Genomic DNA, 24,692 nt, shown 5'->3' with positions numbered 1-24,692 from the left:
CACGTCGCCGACGTGGCGCCCCCCCTCGGACGCGGCTCGCGAACCGGTCAGAGAACGCCCACCGGCGCGTTGATCGCATTGCGGTCGATCTTGATCGTGACGCCCTCGTACGTCTCCGACACGTTGCCCGCGTGCTGCTTGATACGGCGGCCGGGCCACAGGCCGTCCGGCAGGGCCCCGTCGCCGCTGGTGACCGCGATCTCGTCCCAGCGGGCGTACCAGACCGCGTCGGGCAGCGGCCGGGTTCCGGCGGCCTTGACGAGGTCGGAGATGCCGGAGGAGAGGCTGCTGTAGTAGCCCGGCGTGAAGCCGTGGTGGCGCACCCGCTCGCTCCACACGGACACGAAGTCGAGCACGTCGCGGCTGCATTCCGTGTCGGTGTTGTCGTACTCCTCCATGTCGAAGTAGATCGCGCTGCCCCGCTTGAAGCCCAGCTCGGCCGCCCGCGCGACGGCGTCGTCCGCCTCCCACAGCGCCATCTCGGCGACGCGCGCCGGGTCGATGCGCAGCGACTTGTTCGCGACCGTGCAGGTTGCCTGCGCCCCTACGTAGATGGGCATGAACTCCCAGCCCTGGGCGTGTACTTGGCTCACCCATTCGCGGGTCAGACCCTTGTTGGCGCAGCCGCGGTTGCTGCCGCCGACGTAGATGCCGACGGCCTCGTACGGCGACGCCAGCCACGCCTGCATCGTCTCGACCTCCGGCGCCTCGCACGTGTCGAACGCCGCTCCGTCGACGACCCGGAGGACGGCCCGCGTCGGCGCGGCCTCGATGGCGCGGGGGTCGCCGGGCCGCGCCTCGGCGGGGGCGCCGGAGTCGGCCTCAGCGGCTTCGGATTTCGGCGCCCTGTCCTCCGAGGCCTTGGCGGCGGCCAGCACATCGACCGGAGGCACCTTCGCCCGCAGCAACTCGGCGGGCCGCGCCTCGGGGATCCCGGCGTCGACCGCGACAGGACGGGCGTCGATGCTGCGCACGTCCACGAGCGGGGAGCCGGCCGAGGGGACGAGGAGCACTGTGAAAGCGAGACTCAGCAGAACGGCCGAACCGGCCCGGTGGATACGGCGCACGGCCGTCTTCCCTTCTCCGTCACGGATCCGAACACGGACCCGCCCACGCTGCGGAGAAAAAGGGATAAATCCTTATAACAGCCCGCTGACGCGCGGGAGATTCACGCGTCCGGCGCACCGGTTCGGCGCTTCCGAAACCGATCGGACACGCCGTGGAACCGCCACGGAACCGTCACAGGTCGGCCACGGGTCCGCCCGGCTCACGCGCGCCCGAGCACCAACCCCGACGTCGGCACACCCGTGCCCGCCGTCACAAGGACGTTGTGCACGTCGTCGACCTGGTTGACCGACGTGCCGCGGATCTGCCGTACCGCCTCGGCGATGCCGTTCATGCCGTGCAAGTACGCCTCGCCGAGCTGCCCGCCGTGCGTGTTCGTCGGCAGCTTGCCGCCGAGGCGCAGGTTGTCGTCCGCGACGAAGCCGGGTGCCTCGCCGCGCCCGCAGAAGCCGAACTCCTCCAACTGCATGAGCACGAACGGCGTGAAGTGGTCGTACAGCACGGCCGTCTGGATGTCGTCGGGGGTCAGGCCGGAGGTCTGCCACAGCTGCCTCGCGACGACCTGCATCTCCGGGAGTCCGGTCATGTCGTCGCGGTAGAAGCTCGTCATCATCTCCTGGTTGCGGCCCGCGCCCTGCGCCGCCGCGTTGACGATCGCGGGCGTGTGCCGCAGGTCCTTGGCGCGTTCCGCGCTCACGACGACAAGCGCCTGGCCGCCGTCGGTCTCCTGGCAGCAGTCGAGCAGGCGCAGGGGTTCGACGATCGGGCGCGAGGTCTGGTGGTCCTCCATCGTGATCGGCTTGCCGTGGAAGTACGCGGCCGGGTTGTTCGCGGCGTGCGCGCGGTCGGCGATCGCGACGTGGCCGAAGGCCTCGGTGGTCGCGCCGTACACGTGCAGGTAGCGCTGCGCGAACATGGCCACCCACGAGGCCGGGGTGAGCAGGCCGTACGGCATGTTCCAGCCGAGCGCGACGCCCTCGGCACTCGGTTCGCGCTCCAGCACGCCGGAGCCGAAGCGGCGTCCGGAACGCTCGTTGAACGCGCGGTAGCAGACCACGACGTCGGCGAGGCCGGTCGCGACCGCCATGGCCGCGTGGGTGACCGTGCCGCACGCCGCGCCGCCGCCGTAGTGCACGCGGCTGAAAAACGTCAGGTCGCCGATGCCGGCGGCCTGCGCGACGGTGATCTCCGGGTTGTGGTCCATCGTGAAGGTCACCATGCCGTCGACCTCGGACGGCGCGATGCCCGCGTCGTCGAGTGCGGCGCCCACCGCCTCGACGGCGAGGCGCAGCTCGCTGCGGCCGGAGTCCTTGGAGAACTCGGTCGCCCCGATGCCCGCGATGGCGGTCCTGCCCTTCAGGGAGTCCGCGTGCCCGAGGCTCACCGGAGGCCTCCCGGAAGCGCTGCGGTGACGGTTCCCGTCACGTGGTTGCCGAGGCGGTTGGCGCCGACGACGGCGACCTCGACCAGGCCGTCGGCCTTGGCGGTGACGCGTCCGGTCAGCGTCATGGTGTCGCCGGGGTGGTTGGGCGCGCCGAGGCGGATCGACACCTTGCGCAGTTCGGTCTCCGGGCCGGCCCAGTCGGTGACCAGGCGGCCGACGAGGCCGTTGGTCGTCAGGATGTTCATGAAGATGTCCGGTGCCCCCTTGGCCTCCGCGAGGCCCGGGTCGTGGTGGACGTCCTGGTAGTCGCGGGTGGCGATGGCGGTCGCGGTGATGAGGGTCCGGGTGAGCGGGATGACCAGCTCGGGAAGCTCGTCGCCGACGTCGACCTCGTCGTACGTGAGGCTTCTCGGATTCGTCATGCGCCTGCCCCCTGGGCCGTCGTCGATCCGGTGTCCTGTGCCAACAGCGCTCCGAGCGCCGCGAGTTGCTGCATGCCGCTGCCCAGGGTGACGTCGATCTGACGACCCCACAGGAAGTGCCGGTGGACCGGGTGGTCGATGTCGGCGCCGGTGCCGCCGTGCAGGTGCTGGCACGCGTGGACGGCGCGCTTGCCGGCCTCCGACGCCCACCAGCGGGCGACCAGCGCCTGTTCGGCGGCGGCCTCACCCTGGTCCATGCGCCATGCCGCCTCCCAGGTGGTGACGCGGATCGCCTCGGTGTCCATGTACGCCTCGGCGGCCCGCATCATGACGCCCTGCCGGGCGGCGAGCGGCTTGCCGAACTGCTCGCGTGTGGTGACGTGTTCGACGGTCCTGGCGAGCGCCTGCGCGCACACGCCCACCTGGAGCGCGGCGAGGGCGACGCGGGCGCGGTCCGCGATCCAGGCCGCGGTCTCGGGGCCGCGTGCGACGTCGCCGAGCGCCCGGGCGCGGGCTCCGGTGAGCAGCACGTTTCCGGACGCCCAGGGCGCGGTGGTCGGTGCGGCCTCGATGGTGACGCCGTCCGCTCCCGTGTCGACGAGGAACACCGCGGTGCGGCCGTCGAGGCTCGCGGTGACGAGGAGTCGGTGGGCGACCCGCGCCCAGGGCACCGCGCGTTTCGCGCCGTCGAGGAGGTATCCGTCGCCGTCCGGTCGCGCGGTCGCCTTCGGGGTGCCGGGCAGGCCGGCGCCCGTCTCGGCGAGGGCGCCGGCGACGATGCGCGTGCCGTCGAGCAGCGCGGGCAACGAGGCGTCGATGTCGGATTCGGAGGCGAAGCGGAGCAGGGGCAGGACGCCGTACACCAGCGTGTCGAGGAGCGGTATCTGCGCGGTGTGGCGGCCCTGTTGCTCCAGCAGCAACGCGAGGCCGACCATGCCGAGGGCGCCGCCGTCGTGCTTCTCGTCCACGATCGCGCCCAAGAGTCCGGCCGCGGCGGTCGCGGCCCACAGCTCCTGGTCGAACTCCTCGCCCAAGTCGCGCAGTTGCTTCAGGCGCTCGTGGGTACTCAGGGTGCCGAAGACGTCCCCGGCGAGCCCGACGAGTGCCCGCTGGTCCTCGGTGGGGCGGAAGTCCATGGCTCAGGCCTCTCGCGACGGCTCGGTGGGCCGGAAGGCGGGTACCTTCAACTCGGCGTCGTGGCGGACGAATTCGAGCGCGACGCGCATGCCGATGTGCACGGCGTCGTGGGGGACACCGACGATGTTGCACAAAGTGCGTACGCCTTCGTCGAGTTCGACGAGGGCGACGCAGTACGGCATGTCGAAGGCCGGGAACTTCGGGTAGTGCATCGTGACGTGCGAGTAGACGGTGCCGCCGCCGGCCGCCTCGACCGTGTCCCATTCCAGCGACGCGCAGGCGTTGCAGCCGGGGCCGAACGGCAGCCGCAGCGTGCCGCACCGCGTGCAGCGCTGGATCAGCAGCTGGTCCGCGTCGACGCCGTCCCAGAACGGCTGGTTGTCGCGGTTGACGACGCGGCGCGGGCGCGGCTTGCGCGCCGGTTCCCTCGGGGGCCTCGGGTGCGGCCGGAAGCGAAGGATGCGGAAGCGGTGGGTGCCGATCAACTCCCGTCCCTCTCCCGGTGCTTCGGGGCGGACGTAAAGGTTCGTCAGCGTCGTGACGAAGTGGCCCACGCCGAGGCCGGTGGTCTTCTCCTCCGAAACCGACTCGATGAGCTGGTCGTATTCGACGACCTCGCCGAGCCGTAGCGGACGCGTGTACTCCTGCTCGCAGTTGGTGGCGACGACCGAGCCGAAGCCCGCCTCGACGATCAGGTCGTACAGCTTTGTCACCGGGCTGTCCGGGGGGCCGGCTCCGGTCTGGAGGCCGCGCATCGTCCATACCTGGAGCATCGTCGCGGGGGCGACGATCCCGCCGAAGTGCGTGGTCTCGGCGAACGCGGCGTCGGTGTAGACCGGGTTGGTGTCGCCCATGGCCTCGGCCCAGTGCCGGATCATCGGCGCGTTGACGGGGTCGAGCGCGACCCTGCCGGACTCGGCGTGCCGGCCTTCGAATGCCCTGAGCCTGGCGAGGAACGCCGATTTGGCCTCGGTGTCCTGTACGCCTTCGGTCTCCTGCGTGTCCGTCAACGCGCCACCTTCGTCATCCCGAGCCGCACCATGGCGACGATCTCGCGCTGGACCTCGCTGACGCCGCCGCCGAAGGTGTTGATCTGCGCGCGGCGGTTCATCGCCTCCAGCCGCCCGCCGCTGAACGCCCCCGGCGCACCGGGCCGCAGCAGAGCGTCCGGGCCGACGATCTCCATCAGGTTGCGGTACACCTCGATCGCGCCCTCGGTGCCGAAGAACTTCACCCCCGAGGCGTCCCCGGCGTTGAGGCTGTTGTCGCCGACGTCGTGCACGAGCCGCCAGCCGAACAACCGCACGGCGGACAGGCGCGCGTACGTCTCGGCCAACTTGAGCTGCACCCACGGCTGGTCGACGACACGGACTCCGTCCTCCGTCGTCGTGGCCCGCGCCCACGCCAGGACCTCCGCGAAGAAGTCCTCCGCCTGCATGCCGAGCGCGGCCAGCGCGACGCGCTCGTGGTTGAGCTGGTTGGTGATGAGGCTCCAGCCGCGGTGCTCGCCGTGGACGACGTTGGCGTACGGCACGCGGACGTTGTCGTAGTACGTCGCCGTCGTCGCCTGGCCGCCGACCGTCACGATCGACGTCCACGAGAAGCCGGGGTCGGTGGTCGGCACCAGGATGATCGAGATGCCGCGGTGCTTGGGCGCCTCGGGGTCGGTACGGCACGCCAGCCAGATCCAGTCGGCGCTCTGCGCGGTGCTGGTGAAGATCTTCTGGCCGTTGATCACCCAGTCGTCGCCCTCGCGGACCGCCTTGGTGCGCAGCGACGCGAGGTCGGTTCCGGCGGACGGCTCGCTGTAGCCGATCGCGAAGATGATCTCGCCGGAGACGATCTTGGGGAGGAAGTACTTCTTCTGTTCCTCGCTGCCGTATTTGATCAGCGTCGGGCCGACGGTGTTGAGCGTCACCATCGAGACGGGCGCGCCGGCGCGGTACGCCTCGTCGAAGAAGATGAACTGCATCTCCGGGCCCTTGCCCCGGCCGCCGTACTCGACCGGCCAGCCGATGCCGAGCCAGCCGTCCGCCCCCATCTGCCGCCGGACTCGCCGGGTGGTCTCACCGCCCATCTCGCCCTCGGCGTCCAGGGCGGCCCGGACGTCCGGGGTGATCAGGCGGGAGAAGTACGCGCGGAGCTCGGCGCGCAGGGCGTCCTGCGCGGGTGTCGGGGCGAGATGCACGTCGTCGGCTCCTTCGCAGGTCCTTGGCAGAGTCGAATTTCTCCCAAACGAAAGAGCTTGTCAATATCAAGCATCTGGCGGGGTTCCGGGGCACGGCGAGCCCGCGTCCGCGCGGTGGCGGGCCCGGCCCCGGACCGCGCGGCGGCCTCGTCGGCCCGTACTGCGCGGCCTCACCGCCCGGCCTAGCGTGGTTCGTATGGATACCGATCGGCCTGACGAGCCGCCGGACTCCGGAAAGTCCGCGGCACCGGGCCCTCCCTCACCGCCGCCCCGGCCCGAGCGGCCCCCACGGCCGCCGGATACCCCACCGCCCGACACTCCGCCGCCGGAAAATCCGCCGGACGCCGCACCGCCGGTCACCCGGATTCCACCGCGCCCGCCCTATCCGCCGAGGCCCGCGGCCCCTCCCCGCGTCCCGCCCACCGCGCGAACGTCGGGTGAACCCGCGTTCGACCTGGCCGCGGACTGGCCCGCGCTCACGACGATGGCCTGCGGGATCCTCGCCATCGCGATGATGTTCCCGGCCTGGTCCATCGCCAGGGTTCGGGGCAGCGAAGCCACCGAAAACGGCTTCAACCGTGACATCCTTCCCGCCGCGCCGATCCTCCTGGTGATCCTTCTCCTCGCCGTCGTCACCACCGCCGGCTACACCCTGGTCACCCGCCGCCCGGCACTGCTGCCGCTCGCGGCGGTCCCCGCGTTCGCCGCACTCATAGTGGTCATCGTGACGACCTCGACGCTGAGCAAGATCGGCGGCGACGTCCTCGGCCAGATACCCGGCGGCTCCTTCGAAGTCGGCGCGGGCGCCTGGGTCTGCCTCGCCTTCACGGTCCTCGCACTGTGCGCCGGCCTTGTCCCGTTGGCCGACCGACTCCGCCGCCGCACACCGCCCCCGCCGCGTCAGCCGCCGGAATTCCCCCGCGGCGAAGGCGACTGAGCAGCCCGGTCGTCGTTCGGCGTCGCGCCGATGACCGCCGCAAGCTCGTCGGCAAGGTCGTACGGCCGCTCCTTCGGCAGCAGCTCCGTCGCCGCTCCGAGGTCGCCTGCCCGCACCAAGCCGTGAATCTCATGGGCGAGTTCTGTCACGTCGCGGACCGAAACCAGCCACTGGTCGGCGTACGCACGCGTCGCCCAGCCGGCGAGACCCAGCTGAAGCGACCGGTGGGGCAGAGGCCGCAGACCAAGGTCCCGCTCGGGGTCCCACTGGATCCGGACCGAAGTGGCGTGCAAGCGGCGCCCCCAGGCCGCGCGGTCGGGGTAGACGTCCGGGTCGTGGTGGCTCAGGCACGCGCCGGCGAGCGCCGACTCGAACCCTTCCCGGGTGATCTCCAAGGCGAGCACGTGCTCTTGGAGCTTCTTGGTCGCCCACCCGCAGCGGTACATCATCCACAGGAAGCTCGGCTTGATCCACGTCATCCGCTCGCGGCTCCACGTGGCCGGAAAACGACCGTCACGGGCGGTGGCGATGGCGATCTGCGGCTTGTACGCCTGGTAGACCGTGATCGTTTCCGCGGTGTACACGGCGCGGATCCGACGCCTGGGCGTCTCTGCCGCATTTTGGTTCGCATGTCTCATGTCCGGGCCAGTGTGCCGACGCCTCGCACACACGTTCCACGCATTTACCCGTACGAGGGAACGCCGACGCGCACGCCCTTGCCCCGCGCCCCCGGAGCGCGCCATGCTCGTTTTTCCGGATGTGATTGTCCGGAACATGACGTTTGAACGAGCCGTCAACAGACCAAGGGGTGGCCACGCTGTGTCAGATCCGTGTCCGCCGCACGACTGGGTCGACTGGAGCGGCAAGAAGCGCTGCCGCCGCTGCGGCACGACCATGGGGCCGCTGCGTCCCGCACCGCCGCCACCGTCCGACAAGGACGACGACAACCACCGGTCTTCGGGCAAGACGTGACCATCCGTATCCCGCCGCCACCGCCACCGGGCTTCCACACCGCCCCGCGCGTCGCGTGGGACGAGCTGGACCCGGCAGTACGCGAGCAGGTCGAGGAGACCGTCGGGGCCGTCGACCAGTCCGCGACGGTCTGGGCCGGGTTCAGTTGCGACCTGGCCGCGGCGCTCGGGACCGTACGCGGGTGCTTTTTCGCCAAGGGCGTGCGCGGCGAGCACCCCGCCGTCGCGCAGCAGCGGGTCGAGGCCGCGGTCGCGCCGTATGTCACCGCCCTGTCGCCGCGCCTCGTCGGCCACGTCAGCACGTGCGAATGGGACGTGCTGCTGTTCGAGTACGTCGACGCCGTCCACGTCGACCTGTCGCCCGGCTCCCCCGACCTCCCGCGCGTCGCCGAGGCGCTGTGCACCCTCGGCAGCCTCGGAACGCCCGCACGCGCGTTACCGCTCGACCGCGTCGCGGACCGCTGGGCCGACTGCCTCGACGCGGGCGCCCTCGCACTGCTCGACGGAGACAGCCTGCTGCACACCGACCTCAACCCGCACAACCTGCTGTCCGGAGGCGGTCGCGCGTACGTCGTCGACTGGGCCACCGCGGCGCGCGGCCCCGCGTGGGTGGACGTCGCGCAGGCGGCGCTGCTGCTGATGGAGCACGGGCACACCGCCGACGAGGCGGAGGCCTGGGCGCGTCAGGTGCCGTGCTGGCGCCGCGTGACGGCCGCGCAGATCGACGCGCTGGTCACCGCGAACCTCCGGGCCTGGGAGTCGCTGGAGGCACCGGACGTCGCCCGGTGCTGCGCGGCGCGCCTGGTCGCGCTGGGCAGCGTGCCGCGGGACGGGTGAACGTCAACCCGTCCGCTTGAGGATCACGAACTTGTCGGCGTAGACCACCTCGTACCGTGCGCCCTTGTGGCGCTCGGCCGCCTCTTCGACCAGCCGGTCGCGCGCGTCCTCGTCCCACAACTTGGGCTGCTCGACCGCGACGTAGTCCGGGATCACGCCGCCGGTCGAGCCGATCCAGAACACCCGGGCGCGGGAAGGGAGTTGCGAGATCAGGCCGAGGTCCGTCTCGACCGTCGAGCCCTTCGCCACCTGCGCGACCGCGGCGTTCGCGGCGTCCAGACGCGGCGGCGTGCGGTACTCGTTCGGGTCGATCAGGCGCGACGCGGGCAGGATCGCGCACAACGCGAACGCCATCCCGGCGACGGCCGCCGGCAGCTCGCGGGCGTACTTGCGCTGCCACGGCGACGGCGACTGGCGCGCGCGTTCGATCCCGTCGACCAGGGCGATGAAGACGATCGGCATGAGCACCGCGTTGTAGTGCCAGTCCTGCCCCCAGTGGTTGGGGGTGTCGGACAGCAGGCGCCACACGAGCGTCGGCGCCGCGACGACCGCGAGCGGCGAACGGAGCGCGAGGAAACCGACCACGCCGAACACCCACAGCAGCGTCTGCACCTTGACGAACGGCCAGACCAAGTCCTTCGGGAAGCCGCCGAAGATGCCGAACAACGAGCCGCCGCCCGCGCTTTTGCCCTGCTCGTAGACGCCGTTCGGGTTCAAGGCCGGGATCACGACGTACACCGTGAGCGCCATCGTCGCGGCACTGACGACGATCACCGCCGCGCCGAGCCACCACTGGCGTCGGATGAGCAGAAACAGACCGACCGCGCCGACGGTGAGCGCGAGGTCCTCCTTGACCAGCAGCAACGGCAGGCACCACAGCACGGCCGCACGCCGGCGCCCGAGTTGCAGCTTCTCCATCGTGTACGCGATCAGCGGCACCGCGAACGCGATCTCGTGGAAGTCGAATTCGACAGCGCGCTGGACACCCCACGACAGGCCGTACGCGGCGCCGACCGCGAGCCCTCGTGCCTCGCCGAGCGCCCGCGTGGCGACGCGCGTGACCGGCAGGACGGAAACGGCGAAGAGCAGCGCCTGCGCGAGAAGCAGCGTCACCGCGGACGGGAAGACCCGGTAGACCGGCGCGAGCACCGCCAGGATCGGGCTGAAGTGGTCGCCGAGCTGGTTCATGCCCGGCGCGCGCACGTCGACGATCGGCGCGCCCAAGTGCGCGTATCCCTTGACCGCCTGCTCGAAGATGGCCAGGTCCCACGACGGGTTCTCGACCTTGCGGTAACGCAGCAGCGAGATCAGCGCGTAGACGCCGAAGAAGACGACCGACAGCAGGTACGGGATCGGCTGCGCGACGACGCGGCGAGGCGGTCGGATGACGATGCGGCGGGCCCGCTGACGGGGAAGACGGGCCGTTCCGACCTGCGACTGCTGCACGATTTCTCTTTCACACCGGTGGCTTTTGTCCGGTTTATTCCGGGTGGCGGTCGCGGAACTGCGTCCAGCTCGTGGCGTTGGGCGCGGACCACTCCTCGGGTGCGCGGGCGAACTCCGGGCCGTGGGCCGTGACGTACGAGCGCAGGTGTTCGGGCAGGTCGGCGTACGCGCCCAGCTTGACGCCGTGGCAGTGGAACACCAGGCCGCCGGGCCGGCTGCCCATGCGCATCCACGGCAGCCACGGCGACAGGCGCGTCCACGAGAAACGGCACGGCACCGACGCCAGGTCCGCACGGTCGAGGTCGGTGCGGCGGCAGAAGAACTGGAAGAGCTCGGCGGCGCGGTAGACGTCGTCCGCCGAGTTGTCCGGGTAATCCGCGACGGGCAGCGGCGACGGGTAGGCCAGCAGGATGTCCTGCGCCCACATGACGTCGCCGGCCGCCTCCGTCACCGGCGCGCGCCACGGACCGCGCGGGCCGTCGAGCAGGAAGTCCATGTTCACCGGGTCGTTCCACACGTGCATGACGCCGCAGGTCTCGCCGGTCACCGGGTTTTTCCAGTCTTCCAGGATCGAGCCGGTGTCCGGGTCCTGGTAGAACGCCGCCTCGCGGGCGAGCATGCGGTAACCGCCCTCGGCGGCGATGATCCGCCCGACGTTGAAGCCCTCGAAACGGAACAGTGAGCGGTAGTTCTCGCCCGGCGCCTGGGCGTGCACCCGGCCCGTCCACCACACGACGGTGTCCTCCGGGGCCAGGCTCGCCCGCATGCGCACGAACGACCGCAGGTTGTCCGCGGGGTCGGCGAGATCAGGAGGCGAGAACGACTCGACGGGCTCGCTCGCGTGGGACACCGGGCCTCCGTGGTTGGGCTGTCCGTGTGCGTTCGGTGTGGCCACCGAAGCCTAGCCGCCCGTCGTCGCGGCTCCTCGGTTCCGCCTTTTCGCCCGTTTCCGCAACACGTCCGGCACGGAAACAATGGGCGTACACCCACAAAACCCGACGGATTCGGGCGCGGTACGGGCGGCGTAACGGACCGGTCGCCGACGTCCCGATCACGCACCGGATCCACCACAACACCCTGCGGATGGTGTACAACTTCGGCGACACCGCCCCGGTACGGCGCAACCGCCGGGCAGCGGTCCCGGTTCGTTCCGGGGTCGGCCGTTGACACGCGGAGGAACGCATGGCGTACATCGACGGTTACCGGCTCGCCCAGTCACGCGTCCTCGACCTCGCCCAACCGATGCGCACGGGCATGCCGCAGTCGGCGAACCACCCGCCGTTCCGGCTGGTACTCGAACGCCGGCACGGGGACTACGTCCGCAGCGACGGCGGTTCGGCGGCCGGCGAGGTGATCGTCACGAGCGGGCACATCGGCACCCACGTCGACGCGCTCGGCCACATCTCCCACGACGGCCTCGTGCACGGCGGCGTCGCCGCCTCCGGCATCCAGGGCCCCCGGGGCCTGACCGCCCTCGGCATCGAGACCTTCACCCCCTACGTCGGGCGCGCGGTCGTGCTCGACGTTCCCCGGCTGTACGGCGTCGACGTGCTGCCGGCCGGCTACGAGATCACCGCCGACGACCTGTCCCGCGCGGAAGGCCTCGCAGGATCCGACGTGCGCCCCGGCGAGGCCGTCCTGATCGGCACCGGATGGTCGCGGCTGTGGAACCAGTACGACCTGTACACCGGTCTCCGCGACGGCGTCCCCGGACCGGGCCCCGACGCCGCGCACTGGCTCGCGTCGCGTCGTGTGCGCGTGGTCGGCGGCGAAACGATCGCCTTCGAACGCATGGGCCCGGGGCTCGGGCAGGCGACGTACCCGGTGCACCGGATCCTGCTGGTGGACGCGGGCATCAACATCGTCGAAACCATGCGCCTGCACGAACTCCTGGACAGCGGGCGCGGCGAATGCCTCCTGATCCTGGCCCCGCTGCCGATCGTCGGCGCGACCGGAGCCCCGGTCCGGCCACTCGCGATCATTCCGGCGTGATCAGCCGGTCTTGACCGCGACGATTCCGGTACCGCGCCGGAATTCGCCTGCCTCGACCATCGCGGTGAGCCCGTACAGCATCTTGCCGACGTATATCCGATCCGCGGATATGCCGTGCCGCCGCTCGAAGTCGTCGGTGAATTCCCGCAGTTCAGCGGTCACCCGGGCATAGCCACCGCAATGGTACGCATTCTCGACGCGCCAAACCCCGCGTACCTCCCCATAAGCAAGCCGCTGGAGCCGCGCCACCTCGTCCCCCAGAAAATCCCCCTTCAACACCGCGAACCCCAACGCCGCCCGGCCTTCCGGCAGCCCGGCCGCGATCCCCGCCAGCGTCCCGCCCGTCCCACACGCGACCGCGACGACGTCATACGGCACATCCAGCTCCGCCGGCAGCTCGGCGCAGCCCCGCACGGCGTTGGCGTTGCTCCCTCCCTCCGGTATCAGAAAAAACCGGCCGTGTTCCCGCCGCAGTTCGTCGACGAACTCCGCCTCGGCACGCCGCCGATACGTCGCCCGGTCGACAAACACGAATCGCATCCCCCGCTCCCGGGCGAACGCCAACGACTCGTTCAACGGACGCGACGCAAGCTCGTCCCCCCGTACCACCCCGACAGTCGCGAACCCGAAAAGCGCCCCCGCGGCAGCCACCGCGCGAAGATGATTCGAATAAGCCCCGCCGAATGTCAGCAGCGTCCGATATTCCCCGGCCGCCGCCTCGACGAGGTTGTACTTCAACTTCCGGTACTTGTTCCCGGGCAACTCCGGGTGGATCAGGTCATCCCGCTTCACCCACAACCGCACCCCGCGCGACGCGAAGCGCTCGTCCACCACCTCGACCAAGGGCGAAGCGGACACCACCTCGCCGCCGTCCACACCGAAATCCACACCCCCAGTGTCCGCCTGCCGGTGCCGCGCCCTCGTCCGCCCCGGACAAGCTCGGCGGTACGGCTACACGAGCGCCAGCGCGTCCAGGCCGTCCTGGACGGTGGGGTAGCGCGGGGTCCAGCCCAGATCGGCTTTCGCCTTGGCGGTGGAGACTCGCATGTTGGTGGTGAGCATGCGGTGCGCGTAGGTCATCGGGCGGAGCATCCAGGTGGGCATGGGCGCCGGCTTGGGGATGTCGAAGGTCTCGGCGACGGACGTGAGGTAGGCGCCGAAGCCCAGCGGGGCGTCGTCGGCGATGTTGTAGGCCTGGCCCGGTACGCCGGCCTCCACCGCGCGGGCCACGGCCTCGCCCCCGTCGGCGAGGTTGAGCCAGGGCAGGACGCGGCCGTGGTCGTGGACGAGGGGCAGCCTTCGGGAGCGCAGCAGGTCGATGACCGCGTCGGTGCCGCCTTCGCCGTACAGGAGGCCGAAGCGCAGCGCGATGCCCTCGAAGTCGGCGGCGCCCAGGATGAGTTCCTCCTTGACGCGCAGGGCGGACAGGTGGCGCTCGACGACGCCCTTGCCGCGCGGGGCGAACTCGTCGGACTCGGTCAGGACGCGGTCGCCGAAGTCGCCGTAGCCGTAGCCGAAGACCATGGACTCGGCGATGACGCGCCGGGCGCCGAGCGCTCGTGCGGCCTCGACCAGGTGGGCGGTGGCGATGCCGCGCAGGTCGTCGGTGGCGAACATGTCGCGGTCGCGCATCGGGGCGCGGCGCAGGGCGGTGGCCGCGTGGACGACCGTGTCGACCTCCAACCCGTCGACGGCGCGCAGGAGTTGGTCGCGGTCCATCAGGTCCGCGGTGACGTCGGCGCCGGGGCTTCGGCCGAGGCCGACGACGGTGTATCCGGCGCCGGTCAGGGCGGCGGTGACATGGCGTCCGAGGACGCCGCTCGCGCCTGCGAGGAGGACGTTTCTGGTCGTTGTCATGCACCAAGGGTGGGGCCTGCGGCGCGGTGACACGAACCGTGGCGGCCGGGACACGGGATCCGTCCGGCAAGGGAGATCCATCGAATCCGCGTAACGGCGTACGAGTTGCGGATTTCTCCCTTTGGCAAGGGAGTTCGTACGCGTTACCGGGGCACCCTGTCGCGCGCGTTGGCGCCGGCCACGAGGGCGGCGATGCCGATCACGAAGGCCGCACCGACGAGCAGCTTGACGATGAAGCCGAGGAACGCCCCGATGATCCACACCAGGAGCGCGGCGATGACCAGGAGAACGACGACCGGTGCGCCGATGCGCAACCAGGCGGGTACGGCACCCATGGCATCCCCCAAGCGTTGTCGTGGACGATTGACGAACGTTTTGCCATCTGCCCGTAACCGACGACGCCACACGTCCCCGCGGTTCCCCGAGGGGGCGCACCGAAGTGCGTCCGGCGCACGGGCGCTCCGGAGCGCGCTGCTCAGACGGGCCACGCCTCGCGGCGCCAGGCCGCGTCCCAGAACATCCACTCGTACCGCGACGTGGTGACGAAGTGCGCTGTCACCTTGGCGCGTTCGGTCGGTGACAAGTCCGCGCCGACGCGGTCGGTGAGGTCCAGGACCGCGCGCACGGTCGACTGGAAGGCCTCGTCGCCGTACGTGGCGATCCAGCGGGCGTAGAGCGGGTCCGGCGACGACTTCTCCAGCAGGGCCTCGCCGACGCGCGCGTAGATCCAGTAACACGGCAGCACGGCGCCGAGCCCTTCGGCGAAGGAGCCGCCGTAGGTGGTGGCCAGCAGGTAGCTGCTGTAGGCGCGCGTGGTGGGCAGCACGGGCTCACCGGCCGCCTGCTCGGCCGAACTGCCGTACGCGGCCAGGAAGTCCGCGTGCATGGCCTGCTCGGCGGCGATCGCACCGGCCGCGTCGGCGGCGAACTGCCGGACCGCGTTCTCGTCCGGCGCCTTCGCGGCACAGACCGCGAGCGCCCGCGCGTAGTCGCGCAGGTAGTGCGAGTCCTGCACGACGTAGTGCCGGAACGCCTCGGCCGGCAGCGAGCCGTCGGTGAGGCCGAGCACGAACGGGTGGGCCAGGATGTCGGCGTAGATGCCCTCGATCTTGGACCACAGTTCATCGCTGAACGCCACGTGCCGTCCCTTCCCCGCCTCGTTCCGCCGTCACCACCGGGGTCACCTTAGCCAAGCCCCGGTACCACCCCGCCGACGCTCCGGTGTCAGGCCTCGGGCGGGGAGAAGAACACCAGGACGCGCAGGGGCTCGGTGATGCGGTGGAAGCGGTGCTCGACGTGTGCGGGTACGAAGACGACGCTGCCGCGCGCGATGTCGGTCACCTCCTCACCGACGGTGAGACTGGCCCGCCCGCTGATGACGACGTAGACCTCGTCCTGCCCGTGGGGCTTCTGGGTGTCGAGTTCCCCGGGTTCGAGCGCGTACAGGCCCATCGAGAAGTGACGCTCGTTCAGGAAACGCAAATAGGCGCCGCGTTCGCGGGCGCGTTCGCCGTCCAGGTCGTCGAGTCGGAACGCCTTCACGCTGTGCCACTCCTCTTGAGCCCGCCCGGTCCCTCCCGGCCCGATGCGCACACGAAGATACGTCACCGCGCGGCCACGCTTCAGCGGGCGCCTCCCGGCAGGCGTCCGCACCTGAAACGATGTGTCTATGAAGAGCCTTCTCATCAAGCTGCTCGCGAACGCGGCGGCCATCGCCATCACCGCCGCGGTCGTCGACGGCGTGAACATCACCGGTGACTCGAACGGCGACAAGGCCGTCACGGTCGTGCTGGTCGCGCTGATATTCGGTGCGATCAACGTGTTCATCAAGCCGCTCGTCAAGCTGTTCGCCTTGCCCTTGTTCATCCTGACGCTGGGTCTGATCACGTTCGTAATCAACGCGCTCATGCTGTGGCTGACGTCATGGGTGTCCGACGAGGCCGATCTCGGTTTCCACGTCGACGGGTTCTTCCCTGCTCTGCTCGGTGCGTTCTGTGTGTCGCTGGTGAGCTGGTTCCTGACGCTGATACTGGACCGTGACTGAGCGTCGCCCGTCGCTGTTTCACGTGAAACACGGGCGGCGCGTGTCACCGAGCACGCATCCACCCCGCCGGCGAACAGGCGGGAGGCGACCCGAACGAGAAACCCCAGCGAGAACCGAGCGAGCAGCCGAGTGACATCAGACGGGACACGAGCGGTCCATGCCGGACGTGCGGAGGTCAGCCCCGGCGGGCCCTTCACCGCGGGCCCGGTCTTCGCGAGCACGTACCACTTGTCCGGCGAGCCTTCCGGGCCCTTCCAATACGGGCGCTTCGCCAACCCGACATGGGTCGCCCTGGAACGGGCGCTCGGGGAACTGGAGGACGCCGCCGAGGTGGTGACGTTCGCCTCCGGCATGGCCGCCATCTCCGCCGTCCTGCTCGGCCTCACCGCCCCCGGCGACACCGTCGTCCTGCCGTCCGACGGGTACCCGGCCACCCGCACCCTCGGCGACCACCTGGCCGCGCGCGGCGCCACGGTACGCCGGGCCCCCACTGCGGCCGACGCCCAGGCCGACGTGCTCGCGGGGGCGAACCTGCTCTGGCTGGAAACGCCGTCCAATCCGGGCCTGGACGTGTGCGACATCGCCCGCCTGTCCGAGCTCGCACACGCCGAAGGTGCCTTGGTCGCGGTCGACAACACCCTCGCCACGCCGCTCGGGCAGCGCCCGCTCGCCCTCGGCGCCGACTTGTCGGTGGCGAGCGGCACCAAGGCACTGACCGGGCACAGCGACATCCTGCTGGGGTATGTCGCATGCGCCGATCCGGCGGTCGCCGACCGCGTCCGCGCGTGGCGCACCCTCACCGGCGGCGTCCCGGGCCCGATGGAGGCCTGGCTCGCCCACCGCTCCCTCGCCACGCTGCACCTGCGCCTCGCGCGGCAGGCGGAGAACGCCGTCGCCGTGGCCCGGCTGTTGCAGAGCCGCGCGGAAGTGACCGGCGTCCGCCACCCCGCCCTCCCCGAGGATCCCGCCTATCCTGTGGCGGCCCGCCAGATGCGCCGCCACGGCTGCGTCGTGGGCTTCACCCTTCCCGACGCGGCCACCGCGGACCGCTTCCTGCGCGCATTGCGCCTGGTCGCGGAGGCGACGAGTTTCGGCGGCACGCACAGCATCGCCGAACGACGCGGGCGCTGGCCCGGGGACGCCGTCGCTCCCGGCTTCATCCGCTTCTCGGTCGGCTGCGAGGACCCCGAGGACCTGCTCGCCGACGTCGTACAGGCCCTGGACGCAGCACTCACCGACGACGCGCACTGACGCTCCAGCGGAGCCTTACAAGATCACGTCAACCCTCGGCGGTTTCCGGTCAATCCCGCAGGATCCGTTTCACAACCACTTGTTCGCCACCCCGCGCGGGTCAAGGATGACACTGCCGCGGGGCCCAGGCAGGGCCGGGCGGAGCGTTCCCGGCACGTGCGCGCGACAAGGCTGCGCGCGGTGGCGCGGGTGGGGTCGGACGGTGGGTCGGAGCGCGGGGTCCGACGCAAGGGGGGTCTGTGGATCTGTCGCTGCTGCGCACTTTTCTCGCGGTCCATCGGGCGGGATCCTTCACCCGGGCCGCACATCTGCTCGACATCTCGCAGCCCGCGATCACCGCACAGATCCGAAGCCTGGAGAAGCAGGTCGGCCGCCAGCTCTTCCAACGGCTGTCACGCGGCGTCACCCCCACCACCGTCGCCGACGAGCTCGCCGCCAAACTCGCCCCGCACCTCGACGCGCTGGAGGAGATAACCGCGCGGGACGTGCTGGGCACCGACCCGCTGCACCACACCGTGCACCTGGCCGGCCCTCCGGAGATCACCGGGCGGCGCGTCCTGCCCGCGCTGGCCGACCTGGTACGCCGCGGCCTGCGCCTGCGCGTCACCCTGGGCCCGAGCGAGGAACTGCTGAGCGGCCTCGCCGCGGCACGCCACGACATCGTCGTCTCCGACGTCCGTCCGCGCGGTCGCGGCGTCACCGCGACCGCGTTGGCCGACGAGGACTACGTCCTGGTCGGCGCGCCGCACTGGGCCGAGCTGCTGCCCCGCGAACGGATAGCGACGCGCGGCCCGACGGTCCTCGAAGGCGCGCCGCTCATCTGCGACAGCGAAGAGCAGGCACTCGTCGAGCGCTACTGGGCGGCCGTGTTCGACGCCAAACCGACCACTTCGGCAGGGCTCGTCGTACCCGACCTGCGGGCCGTCCTCGACTGCGTCCGCGCGGGCGCGGGCATCGCGGTGCTGCCGCGCTACCTGTGCGCGGAAGCGCTCGCCGACGGTTCGGTGGTCCTGCTCCTCGACCCCGACGTGCCGCCGCTGACCACGCTGTTCCTCGCGGTCCGCGTCGGCGAGCTCAGCCGCCCGCACCTCGCCCGGCTGCACGCCAGACTGGTCGCCGAGGCCGCCGACTGGTGACCGCGCCGCCGGGCACGGCGGCAACGCGGGGCCGGCCAAGCGAGGCCGGCCAGGCGAAATCAGTCAGGCGAGGTCGCCGGCCAGCAGCGACAGCACCCCCTCGACGTTCGCGGTCAGGTACGCCGCGAGCGTCGCGGGCACCACATCCACCGTGGCGAGCCCTTCGGGGGTGAAGGGCACCCGGACCACCTCGTACGCGCCGTTGGGCTCGTCCACCTCAGGGCCGTGGCGCAACGCCGGGTCGATCGACTCCAGGCGGCACGCGAAGAAATGCTGCACCTTCACGCCGCCGCCCGGCTCCGGCACGGTGTCGACGAACGCCGGGACGCTGCGGGCGAGTTTGGCGCCCAGCTCCTCCAAGACCTCGCGCCGCAGCCCTTCGGCAACGGTGGTGTCGCCGGGTTCGACACCACCGCCCGGGGTGATCCAATACGGCGTGCGGCCGGGCTTCGTACGCTTGATCAGGATCAGCCGGTCTTCGTCGTCGAGCAGAATCGCACGGGCCGTCCGTTTGACCACTTCCCGCATGTGCGCTCCCAAGCCGTTCAGGTCGGTGCAAGTGCAGAACCTGAACGGATCATTCCGACCGGCGGCCCGGTTCATGCCTGCCGACGCAGGGCTCAGCCCGCCTGCGGCCCCGGACGCACGACCCCCGACTCGTACGCGATCACCACGAGCTGCGCCCGGTCGCGCGCCCCCAGCTTCACCATCGCCCGGCTCACGTGCGTCTTCGCGGTCAGCGGCGACACGAACAAATGCTCGGCGATCTCGTCGTTGCTCATGCCGGAGGCGACCAGTGCCAGCACCTCCCGCTCGCGGTCGGTCAGTGCGGTCAACCGGTCCGGGGCGGCGATCTTCGGCTCGGGCTGGGCGAGGAAGCGCCCGACCAGGGCGCGGGTCGCACCGGGCGACAGCAGCGACTCGCCGGCCGCGACGGTCTTGATCGCGCGCAGCAGATCCGTCGGCTCGGTGTCCTTGACCAGGAATCCGCTCGCGCCCGCCCGCAGCGCCTCGAAAACGTAGTCGTCGACCTCGAACGTCGTCAGCACCAGCACTTTGACCCCGGCCAGGTCCTCGTCGCCGACGATCCGGCGCGTCGCCTCCAGGCCGTCCATCTCCGGCATGCGGATGTCCATCAGCACGACGTCTGCGCGCGTCTCGCGGGCCAGGGTCACAGCCTCGGCGCCGTTGGCGGCCTCGCCGACCACCTCCAGCTCGGGATCCGAGCTGATGAGCACCTTGAAACCCGCACGAACCAGCGACTGGTCGTCCGCGATCAGTACCCGCACCATCTGTTGCCCTCCGTCGACTTGCGCTGTGCCGCCGCCCCGCTCGACGCGATCGACGGACTCTCGGTCGGCAGGACCGCCCGGACGGCGAACCCGGGGCCCTGGTCGCGCGGGCCGACGCGGAGCGTACCGCCCACCGCGGTCGCCCGCTCGCGCATCCCGAGCAGGCCGTGCCCGGTGCCGTCGCCGTCCGTGACCTGGTCCTCGGCGGCGCCCACGCCGTCGTCGGTCACCGCCACCTCGACGGCGTCCGCCAGGTAGCGGATGCGCACCTCGGCCTTCGCGTCGGGCCCGGCATGCTTGACCGCGTTGGTCAGCGACTCCTGCACGATCCGGTACAGCGCGAGACCCACCGGCGCCGGCAGCGTGCGCTGCCCGCCCGACACGTCCAGCAGCACCGGCAGGCCGGCCTTCCGGTACGAGGCGACCAGCGAGCCGATGCCGTCGGCACCGGGCGTCGGCTCGGTCGGGGTGTCGCTGTCGCCGTCCTGCCGCAGCACGCCCAGCGTTGTGCGCAACTCGGCCAGGGCGTCCCGGCTCGCGTCCTTGATATGCACGAGTGCCTGCTTGGCCTGCCCGGTGTCCTGCTCGATGACGTGCGCGGCCACGCCCGCCTGGATGTTGATCATCGCGATGCTGTGCGCGACGACGTCGTGCAACTCACGCGCGATCCGCATGCGCTCGGCGGTGACCCGGCGCCGCGCCTCCTCCTCGCGCTCGCGGTCGGCGCGTGCCAGCCGGGCCTGGACCTCGGCCCAGTAAGCGCGTTTGGCGCGTACCGCCTCACCGATCGCTACCGGCAGGTAAAGCCACACCACGCCGAGGTAGTTCTCCGGCTTGAGGAACGACGAGCCGAGCACAGTCAGCCGGATCAGCGTGTGCGCGACCGCGACCGCCGAGGCGATCGCGAACGACCGCTTCAGGAAGCTGCGGGAGGCCACGGTGTACATCGCGACCAGCGTCGGGGTGAGGATCGAGCCGTCGCGCCCGTCTGCGGCGAGGTAGACGAACTGGCCGACCGTGGTCAGCCCGAGGACGAGCAGCGGATGGCGGCGGCGCACGAGCAGCGGGAGGCACGTCAGCACCGCGACGGTGATGTTGAGAGCGTCGGGGTGCCCGACGACGTCCCTGTCGTCGGGGTGCGCGAGTGCCCCGCCGATCACGATGCAGATGGTGACCGCGGTGACCAGCACATCCGAGACCCACGGGTGTCCGCGCAGGACGCGCAACCACTGCGGCAGCCGGTCGCCGGGCGACGGCGGCGCCAGGGTGCTCGTCGGCATCGGCCCGGCCGCATCCGTGCTCCCGGCCGCCCCCGTGCGCGCAGCGTCCCGGCGTGACACGTCGACGTCGGCGGCGGATGCGGGACGGCCCTGCACGGCCGAACCCGCGGGGCCGTCCTGCTGCTGCATCACATCTCCATGAGGTCCGTCGCGTCGCCCGGCCGCGGGCAGGCCCGGCGAGTACGCGGTCGCGATCGCCAAGGTCGCGACGGCACACGGACGGGTGGTCTCGACGGTAGGCAGGTGAACAGACCGGAACAAAGCGAAAGTGTCACGGTCGGGAAAGTTACGCCCGGTGTACGACGGGATCACACGTCCATCGCGGAAGGCGGCTCCCCAGCGTACTCCGAACGGAGTATCGCAGCCTCGTACCGCAGGATGAGGGTGCGACCCGGCTCACGCCCCCAGATAGGCCAACACCGCGAGCACCCGCCGGTTGTCGTCATCCGACGCGACGATACCGAGCTTCCCGAAGATGCTCGTCGTGTGCTTGCTGACCGCCCCCTCCGACACGAACAGCTTCTTCGCGATGGCCGCGTTGGAGCGCCCTTCGGCCATGAGTTCCAGCACCTCGCGCTCACGCGGCGTCAACCGGCCCAGCGGCACCGTCTCGGAGTTGCGCGTCAGCAGCTTCGCGATCACCTCCGGGTCCATCGCCGTGCCTCCGGCCGCGACCCGGCGGACCGCCTCGACGAACTGGGCCGTGTCGAACACCCGGTCCTTGAGCAGATAGCCGACACCGCCCGAGCCGTCGGCCAGCAGCTCCCGGGCGTAGAGCTGCTCGACGTACTGCGACAGCACGAGCACCGGCAGGCCCGGAACACGACGACGGGCCTCCAGTGCCGCCTGGAGGCCCTCGTCGGTGAACGTGGGCGGGAGCCGTACATCGACCACCGCCACCTCGGGATTCTTCTCGGTCAGCGCCCGCAGCAACTCGGGCCCGTTGTCCACCGCCGCGACGATCTCGAAGCCGTGTGCTTCCAGAAGCCGCACCAATCCGTCCCTCAGGAGGGCGAGATCTTCGGCGAGGACAACACGCACGGCAGCTCCATCGTGACCGTCGTCGGGCCGCCCCGCGGACTGTCCAGGGCGAGAGTCCCGTCGAATGTACCGAGCCGGCGCTCGATGCCGCGCAGACCCGTGCCCTTGTTCAGCGCCGCCCCGCCGCGGCCGTCGTCGGTCACCTCGATGCGCAGTCGGCCCGCCCGGTGCCGCAGGTCGATCCACACGTGCCGGGCACCCGCGTGCTTCGCGACGTTCGTCAGCACCTCGCTCACCGCGAAGTACGCCGCCGACTCCACCGGCGCCTCGAGTCGCCCCGGCACCTCGACCGTCACCTCGACGTCGAGCGGACTCTCCAGCGCCAGCGCGCGCACCGCGTCACCGAGACCGCGGTCGGCGAGCACCGGCGGATGAATGCCCCGGACCAGGTCGCGCAACTCGTTGAGCGCCTTGGCCGACGCCTCGCGCGTCTCGCTCAGCAGCGCCCGCGCGGCCTCCGGGTTCGACTCCAACATGGCCTCGGCGGCACCCAGGTTCATGCCCATCGCGACCAGTCGCGCCTGCGCGCCGTCGTGCAGGTCGCGCTCGATGCGCCGCAGCTCGGCGGCCGAGGCGTCGACGGCGTCGCTGCGGGTGTCGGTCAGGTGGCGCACGCGCAGCTCCATCGCGGCCCGCGTCGGTGCGAGCAGCGAACGCGTCCACACGGCATGCGCCTTGAGGATCGAGGGTGCGATCGCGAACCCGATGAAGATGTACACCAGGCCCAGCGGCACCGCGAGGAGCGCGCGGGCTTCGCTGTCCACCTTCAAGAACGTGTACCAGTTGGGGTCGCCCGAGTTGACCAGCGTGTCCCACAGGAACGGCTGGATCAGCCCCAGTACGCCCTCCGCGATGAACGCCAGCGGCAGGATGGCCAGAAACAGCCCCACGATCCAGTCGCCGATCAGCCACAGCAGATCGCGCCACGTCGCGGGGTCACGCAGAAGCCAGCGGCAGCGCTGCACCAGACCGGCGATCCCCGAGTCGAATTCCGGCCGAGGGCGGTACGGCCGCGCGATCGGCACGCCGCTCCACTTCTCCGCGCGCCGCCGCGCCACATCCGCCAGCGCCCGCGTGCCCGCGACCAGCATCGGCAGCACCAGCACGCCGATGCCGATGATCATCAGCGGAAGGAACGTCACCGTCAGGCAGAACAGCACCAGCCCGGCGACCATCGGGGGGACGAGCGCAAGCCCGCGCAGCGCGTCCGCTCCCCCGCGCCGGAAGCCGGCGCCGACCTTCACACTCATGGCTCCTCCTCGCGTCGCCGGCCTTAGCCGTACGCCCTGACCAGCGGTCTCTCCTACACCCAGGAGTCTGCCGACCGGGCGAACGCCGGGCACTGGCCCCGCACCCCGAACCGTGGTGGGTCTGGGCCCACCTTCGACCGGATACGAACGCCGGACCCGTCCAGGCGGCACCGACACACGGCCGAGCGCAGCCTACGCACCGTCACCGCCTCCCCGCAGTCGCGCACTCGCTGGGCGGCCATGCCGCGTCCGATTTCCGCTGGTCACGCGACGTCCGATAACCGCCAGCGCGGGGTGCGCGCGTGCCCGAGGCTGACGGAGTGATCACTCGGGGCCCGGCCGTCCCCGCAACCGACACCCACCTTCGGAAGAACATCGAAAGGCACAGCCATGCCGTCACAGCTCCACTCCAAGGTCTTCATCGTCACCGGCGGCACCTCGGGCATCGGCCGTGCGGTCGCCGAACGGCTGTCCGCGGAAGGTGCCACGGTCGTTGTCGGCGCACGCCGCAAGGACGTCGGCGAAGAACTCGCGGCCGACCTGCGGGCCGGCGGCGGCCAGGCGATCTTCGTCCCGACCGACGTGACCGTGGAATCCGACGTGGCCGCCCTCGTCTCCGCCGCGGTCGCCGAATTCGGGCGCCTGGACGGCGCGTTCAACAACGCCGGCGGGGTCAACGCGTACGGGGCGGTGCCGCGCGTCGAAACCCCCGCGTGGGACGCCGAGATCGCGCACAACCTCACCAGCGTCTACCTGTCCCTCAAATACGAGATCCCCGCGATCGTCGCGACCGGCGGCGGTTCGATCGTCAACAACGCCTCCAACCTCGGCGTCGTCGGCATGCCGGAGGTCGCGCCCTACGTCGCGGCCAAGCACGGCATCGTCGGACTCACCCGCGCCGCCGCGCTGGAGGTGGCCGAGCAGGGAGTCCGCATCAACGCGATCGCCACCGGGGGAGTCGACACGCCGTTGTTCCGGACGACGATGGGCACCACCCCGGAAGCGGTCGCGCACATCGCCTCGCTGCACCCGGTCAACCGCATCGCGGCTCCCGCCGAGATCGCGTCGTTCGTCGCCTACCTGCTCGGCGACGAGTCCACCTTTGTCACGGGCGCCGCACTGGCCGTCGACGGCGGCTTCACCGCCCGCTGACCCGCACGCG

At 71.0% G+C, this 24,692-nt stretch carries 27 protein-coding genes; 8 read left to right on the top strand and 19 right to left on the bottom strand.

All coding sequences use genetic code 11. The features are described 5' to 3' along the window. Window positions 1-47: 47 nt before the first annotated feature. The 6 genes from ACRX5W_RS25425 to ACRX5W_RS25400 form a co-directional block, all read right to left on the bottom strand. A complete protein-coding gene (locus ACRX5W_RS25425) occupies window positions 48-1,067 on the bottom strand; it encodes a glycoside hydrolase domain-containing protein (protein WP_436790623.1) in 1,020 nt (339 codons plus the stop codon). Window positions 1,068-1,267: 200 nt separating this feature from the next. Further along, a complete protein-coding gene (locus tag ACRX5W_RS25420; protein WP_436790622.1) occupies window positions 1,268-2,449 on the bottom strand; it encodes a lipid-transfer protein in 1,182 nt (393 codons plus the stop codon). Continuing rightward, window positions 2,446-2,871: a MaoC family dehydratase gene (locus ACRX5W_RS25415; protein WP_436790621.1), complete on the bottom strand. Its 426-nt coding sequence runs from the start codon at window positions 2,869-2,871 to the stop codon at window positions 2,446-2,448. The genes ACRX5W_RS25420 and ACRX5W_RS25415 overlap by 4 nt, the downstream gene beginning before the upstream one ends. Continuing rightward, window positions 2,868-4,007, bottom strand: a complete 1,140-nt coding sequence (locus tag ACRX5W_RS25410) for an acyl-CoA dehydrogenase family protein (RefSeq protein ID WP_436790620.1) — start codon at window positions 4,005-4,007, stop codon at window positions 2,868-2,870. The genes ACRX5W_RS25415 and ACRX5W_RS25410 overlap by 4 nt, the downstream gene beginning before the upstream one ends. A gap of 3 nt (window positions 4,008-4,010) precedes the next feature. Next, a complete protein-coding gene (locus ACRX5W_RS25405) occupies window positions 4,011-5,018 on the bottom strand; it encodes a bifunctional MaoC family dehydratase N-terminal/OB-fold nucleic acid binding domain-containing protein (protein ID WP_436790619.1) in 1,008 nt (335 codons plus the stop codon). Further along, complete coding sequence (locus ACRX5W_RS25400; protein ID WP_436790618.1) at window positions 5,015-6,196, bottom strand: acyl-CoA dehydrogenase family protein; 1,182 nt, start codon at window positions 6,194-6,196, stop codon at window positions 5,015-5,017. Before ACRX5W_RS25400 ends, ACRX5W_RS25405 begins: the two co-directional genes overlap by 4 nt. Window positions 6,197-6,392: 196 nt before the next feature. Between ACRX5W_RS25400 and ACRX5W_RS25395 the strand changes: the two genes are divergently transcribed. Continuing rightward, a complete protein-coding gene (locus ACRX5W_RS25395) occupies window positions 6,393-7,133 on the top strand; it encodes a hypothetical protein (RefSeq protein ID WP_436790617.1) in 741 nt (246 codons plus the stop codon). On the opposite strand, the gene ACRX5W_RS25390 is transcribed toward ACRX5W_RS25395, so the two are convergent. Then, entirely contained in the window at window positions 7,097-7,771 is a 675-nt protein-coding gene (locus ACRX5W_RS25390; protein WP_436790616.1) for a DUF4291 domain-containing protein, read from the bottom strand. The two genes, ACRX5W_RS25395 and ACRX5W_RS25390, sit on opposite strands and share 37 nt — an antisense overlap. A 181-nt stretch (window positions 7,772-7,952) precedes the next feature. On the opposite strand from ACRX5W_RS25390, the gene ACRX5W_RS25385 reads away from it, so the two are divergent. Next, the gene (locus ACRX5W_RS25385) at window positions 7,953-8,105 is read left to right on the top strand and encodes a hypothetical protein (RefSeq protein ID WP_436790615.1); all 153 of its coding nucleotides are present in this window, start codon (window positions 7,953-7,955) and stop codon (window positions 8,103-8,105) included. Beyond that, complete coding sequence (locus tag ACRX5W_RS25380) at window positions 8,102-8,941, top strand: phosphotransferase family protein (protein WP_436790614.1); 840 nt, start codon at window positions 8,102-8,104, stop codon at window positions 8,939-8,941. The genes ACRX5W_RS25385 and ACRX5W_RS25380 overlap by 4 nt, the downstream gene beginning before the upstream one ends. 3 nt (window positions 8,942-8,944) lie before the next feature. On the opposite strand, the gene ACRX5W_RS25375 is transcribed toward ACRX5W_RS25380, so the two are convergent. Both ACRX5W_RS25375 and ACRX5W_RS25370 read right to left on the bottom strand, forming a co-directional pair. Then, window positions 8,945-10,387, bottom strand: a complete 1,443-nt coding sequence (locus ACRX5W_RS25375; RefSeq protein WP_436790613.1) for a DUF2079 domain-containing protein — start codon at window positions 10,385-10,387, stop codon at window positions 8,945-8,947. Window positions 10,388-10,421: 34 nt separating this feature from the next. Then, on the bottom strand, window positions 10,422-11,237 hold the full coding sequence (locus ACRX5W_RS25370; protein WP_436790612.1) for a DUF1838 family protein: 816 nt from the start codon (window positions 11,235-11,237) through the stop codon (window positions 10,422-10,424). A 332-nt stretch (window positions 11,238-11,569) separates the two neighbouring features. Between ACRX5W_RS25370 and ACRX5W_RS25365 the strand changes: the two genes are divergently transcribed. Further along, window positions 11,570-12,379, top strand: a complete 810-nt coding sequence (locus ACRX5W_RS25365) for a cyclase family protein (protein ID WP_436790611.1) — start codon at window positions 11,570-11,572, stop codon at window positions 12,377-12,379. On the opposite strand, the gene ACRX5W_RS25360 is transcribed toward ACRX5W_RS25365, so the two are convergent. The 5 genes from ACRX5W_RS25360 to ACRX5W_RS25340 all read right to left on the bottom strand — a co-directional run bounded on the left by ACRX5W_RS25360 (window position 12,380) and on the right by ACRX5W_RS25340 (window position 15,778). Next, window positions 12,380-13,255 (bottom strand): 1-aminocyclopropane-1-carboxylate deaminase/D-cysteine desulfhydrase, encoded by an 876-nt coding sequence (locus tag ACRX5W_RS25360; RefSeq protein WP_436790610.1) that lies wholly within the window; start codon window positions 13,253-13,255, stop codon window positions 12,380-12,382. 75 nt (window positions 13,256-13,330) lie between these two features. Then, window positions 13,331-14,236, bottom strand: coding sequence for an NAD-dependent epimerase/dehydratase family protein (locus ACRX5W_RS25355; protein ID WP_436790609.1), 906 nt, complete (start codon window positions 14,234-14,236; stop codon window positions 13,331-13,333). A 143-nt stretch (window positions 14,237-14,379) separates the two neighbouring features. Continuing rightward, window positions 14,380-14,571 carry a hypothetical protein gene (locus ACRX5W_RS25350; protein ID WP_436790608.1) on the bottom strand — a complete coding sequence of 64 codons (192 nt, stop codon included), beginning with the start codon at window positions 14,569-14,571 and terminating at the stop codon, window positions 14,380-14,382. A gap of 140 nt (window positions 14,572-14,711) precedes the next feature. Then, window positions 14,712-15,374 carry a thiaminase II gene (gene tenA, locus ACRX5W_RS25345; RefSeq protein WP_436790607.1) on the bottom strand — a complete coding sequence of 221 codons (663 nt, stop codon included), beginning with the start codon at window positions 15,372-15,374 and terminating at the stop codon, window positions 14,712-14,714. 86 nt (window positions 15,375-15,460) lie between these two features. Further along, entirely contained in the window at window positions 15,461-15,778 is a 318-nt protein-coding gene (locus ACRX5W_RS25340) for a cupin domain-containing protein (RefSeq protein ID WP_436790606.1), read from the bottom strand. Between the two features lie 127 nt (window positions 15,779-15,905). Here ACRX5W_RS25340 and ACRX5W_RS25335 point away from each other — a divergent pair, with 127 nt between their 5' ends. The 3 genes from ACRX5W_RS25335 to ACRX5W_RS25325 all read left to right on the top strand — a co-directional run bounded on the left by ACRX5W_RS25335 (window position 15,906) and on the right by ACRX5W_RS25325 (window position 18,667). Beyond that, on the top strand, window positions 15,906-16,280 hold the full coding sequence (locus tag ACRX5W_RS25335; protein ID WP_436790605.1) for a phage holin family protein: 375 nt from the start codon (window positions 15,906-15,908) through the stop codon (window positions 16,278-16,280). Between the two features lie 129 nt (window positions 16,281-16,409). Then, window positions 16,410-17,531, top strand: a complete 1,122-nt coding sequence (locus ACRX5W_RS25330) for a cystathionine gamma-lyase (RefSeq protein ID WP_436790604.1) — start codon at window positions 16,410-16,412, stop codon at window positions 17,529-17,531. Window positions 17,532-17,770: 239 nt separating this feature from the next. After that, the gene (locus tag ACRX5W_RS25325; RefSeq protein ID WP_436790603.1) at window positions 17,771-18,667 is read left to right on the top strand and encodes a LysR family transcriptional regulator; all 897 of its coding nucleotides are present in this window, start codon (window positions 17,771-17,773) and stop codon (window positions 18,665-18,667) included. A 63-nt stretch (window positions 18,668-18,730) separates the two neighbouring features. Here the strand turns inward: ACRX5W_RS25325 and ACRX5W_RS25320 are convergent, their stop codons facing one another. The 5 genes from ACRX5W_RS25320 to ACRX5W_RS25300 form a co-directional block, all read right to left on the bottom strand. Further along, entirely contained in the window at window positions 18,731-19,195 is a 465-nt protein-coding gene (locus tag ACRX5W_RS25320; RefSeq protein WP_436790602.1) for an NUDIX domain-containing protein, read from the bottom strand. A gap of 92 nt (window positions 19,196-19,287) precedes the next feature. After that, the gene (locus tag ACRX5W_RS25315) at window positions 19,288-19,959 is read right to left on the bottom strand and encodes a response regulator (protein ID WP_436790601.1); all 672 of its coding nucleotides are present in this window, start codon (window positions 19,957-19,959) and stop codon (window positions 19,288-19,290) included. Then, window positions 19,944-21,368 carry a sensor histidine kinase gene (locus tag ACRX5W_RS25310; protein ID WP_436790600.1) on the bottom strand — a complete coding sequence of 475 codons (1,425 nt, stop codon included), beginning with the start codon at window positions 21,366-21,368 and terminating at the stop codon, window positions 19,944-19,946. Before ACRX5W_RS25310 ends, ACRX5W_RS25315 begins: the two co-directional genes overlap by 16 nt. 267 nt (window positions 21,369-21,635) lie before the next feature. After that, window positions 21,636-22,280 (bottom strand): response regulator transcription factor, encoded by a 645-nt coding sequence (locus ACRX5W_RS25305; RefSeq protein WP_436790599.1) that lies wholly within the window; start codon window positions 22,278-22,280, stop codon window positions 21,636-21,638. Further along, window positions 22,244-23,530, bottom strand: a complete 1,287-nt coding sequence (locus tag ACRX5W_RS25300) for a sensor histidine kinase (RefSeq protein ID WP_436790598.1) — start codon at window positions 23,528-23,530, stop codon at window positions 22,244-22,246. The genes ACRX5W_RS25305 and ACRX5W_RS25300 overlap by 37 nt, the downstream gene beginning before the upstream one ends. A 390-nt stretch (window positions 23,531-23,920) precedes the next feature. Between ACRX5W_RS25300 and ACRX5W_RS25295 the strand changes: the two genes are divergently transcribed. Next, on the top strand, window positions 23,921-24,682 hold the full coding sequence (locus ACRX5W_RS25295) for an SDR family oxidoreductase (RefSeq protein ID WP_436790597.1): 762 nt from the start codon (window positions 23,921-23,923) through the stop codon (window positions 24,680-24,682). Window positions 24,683-24,692: the final 10 nt, after the last annotated feature.

Source organism: Yinghuangia sp. YIM S10712 (genome assembly GCF_051388935.1).
Classification (GTDB): Bacteria; Actinomycetota; Actinomycetes; order Streptomycetales; family Streptomycetaceae; genus Yinghuangia.
This window is presented reverse-complemented; position numbering and strand designations above follow the sequence as displayed.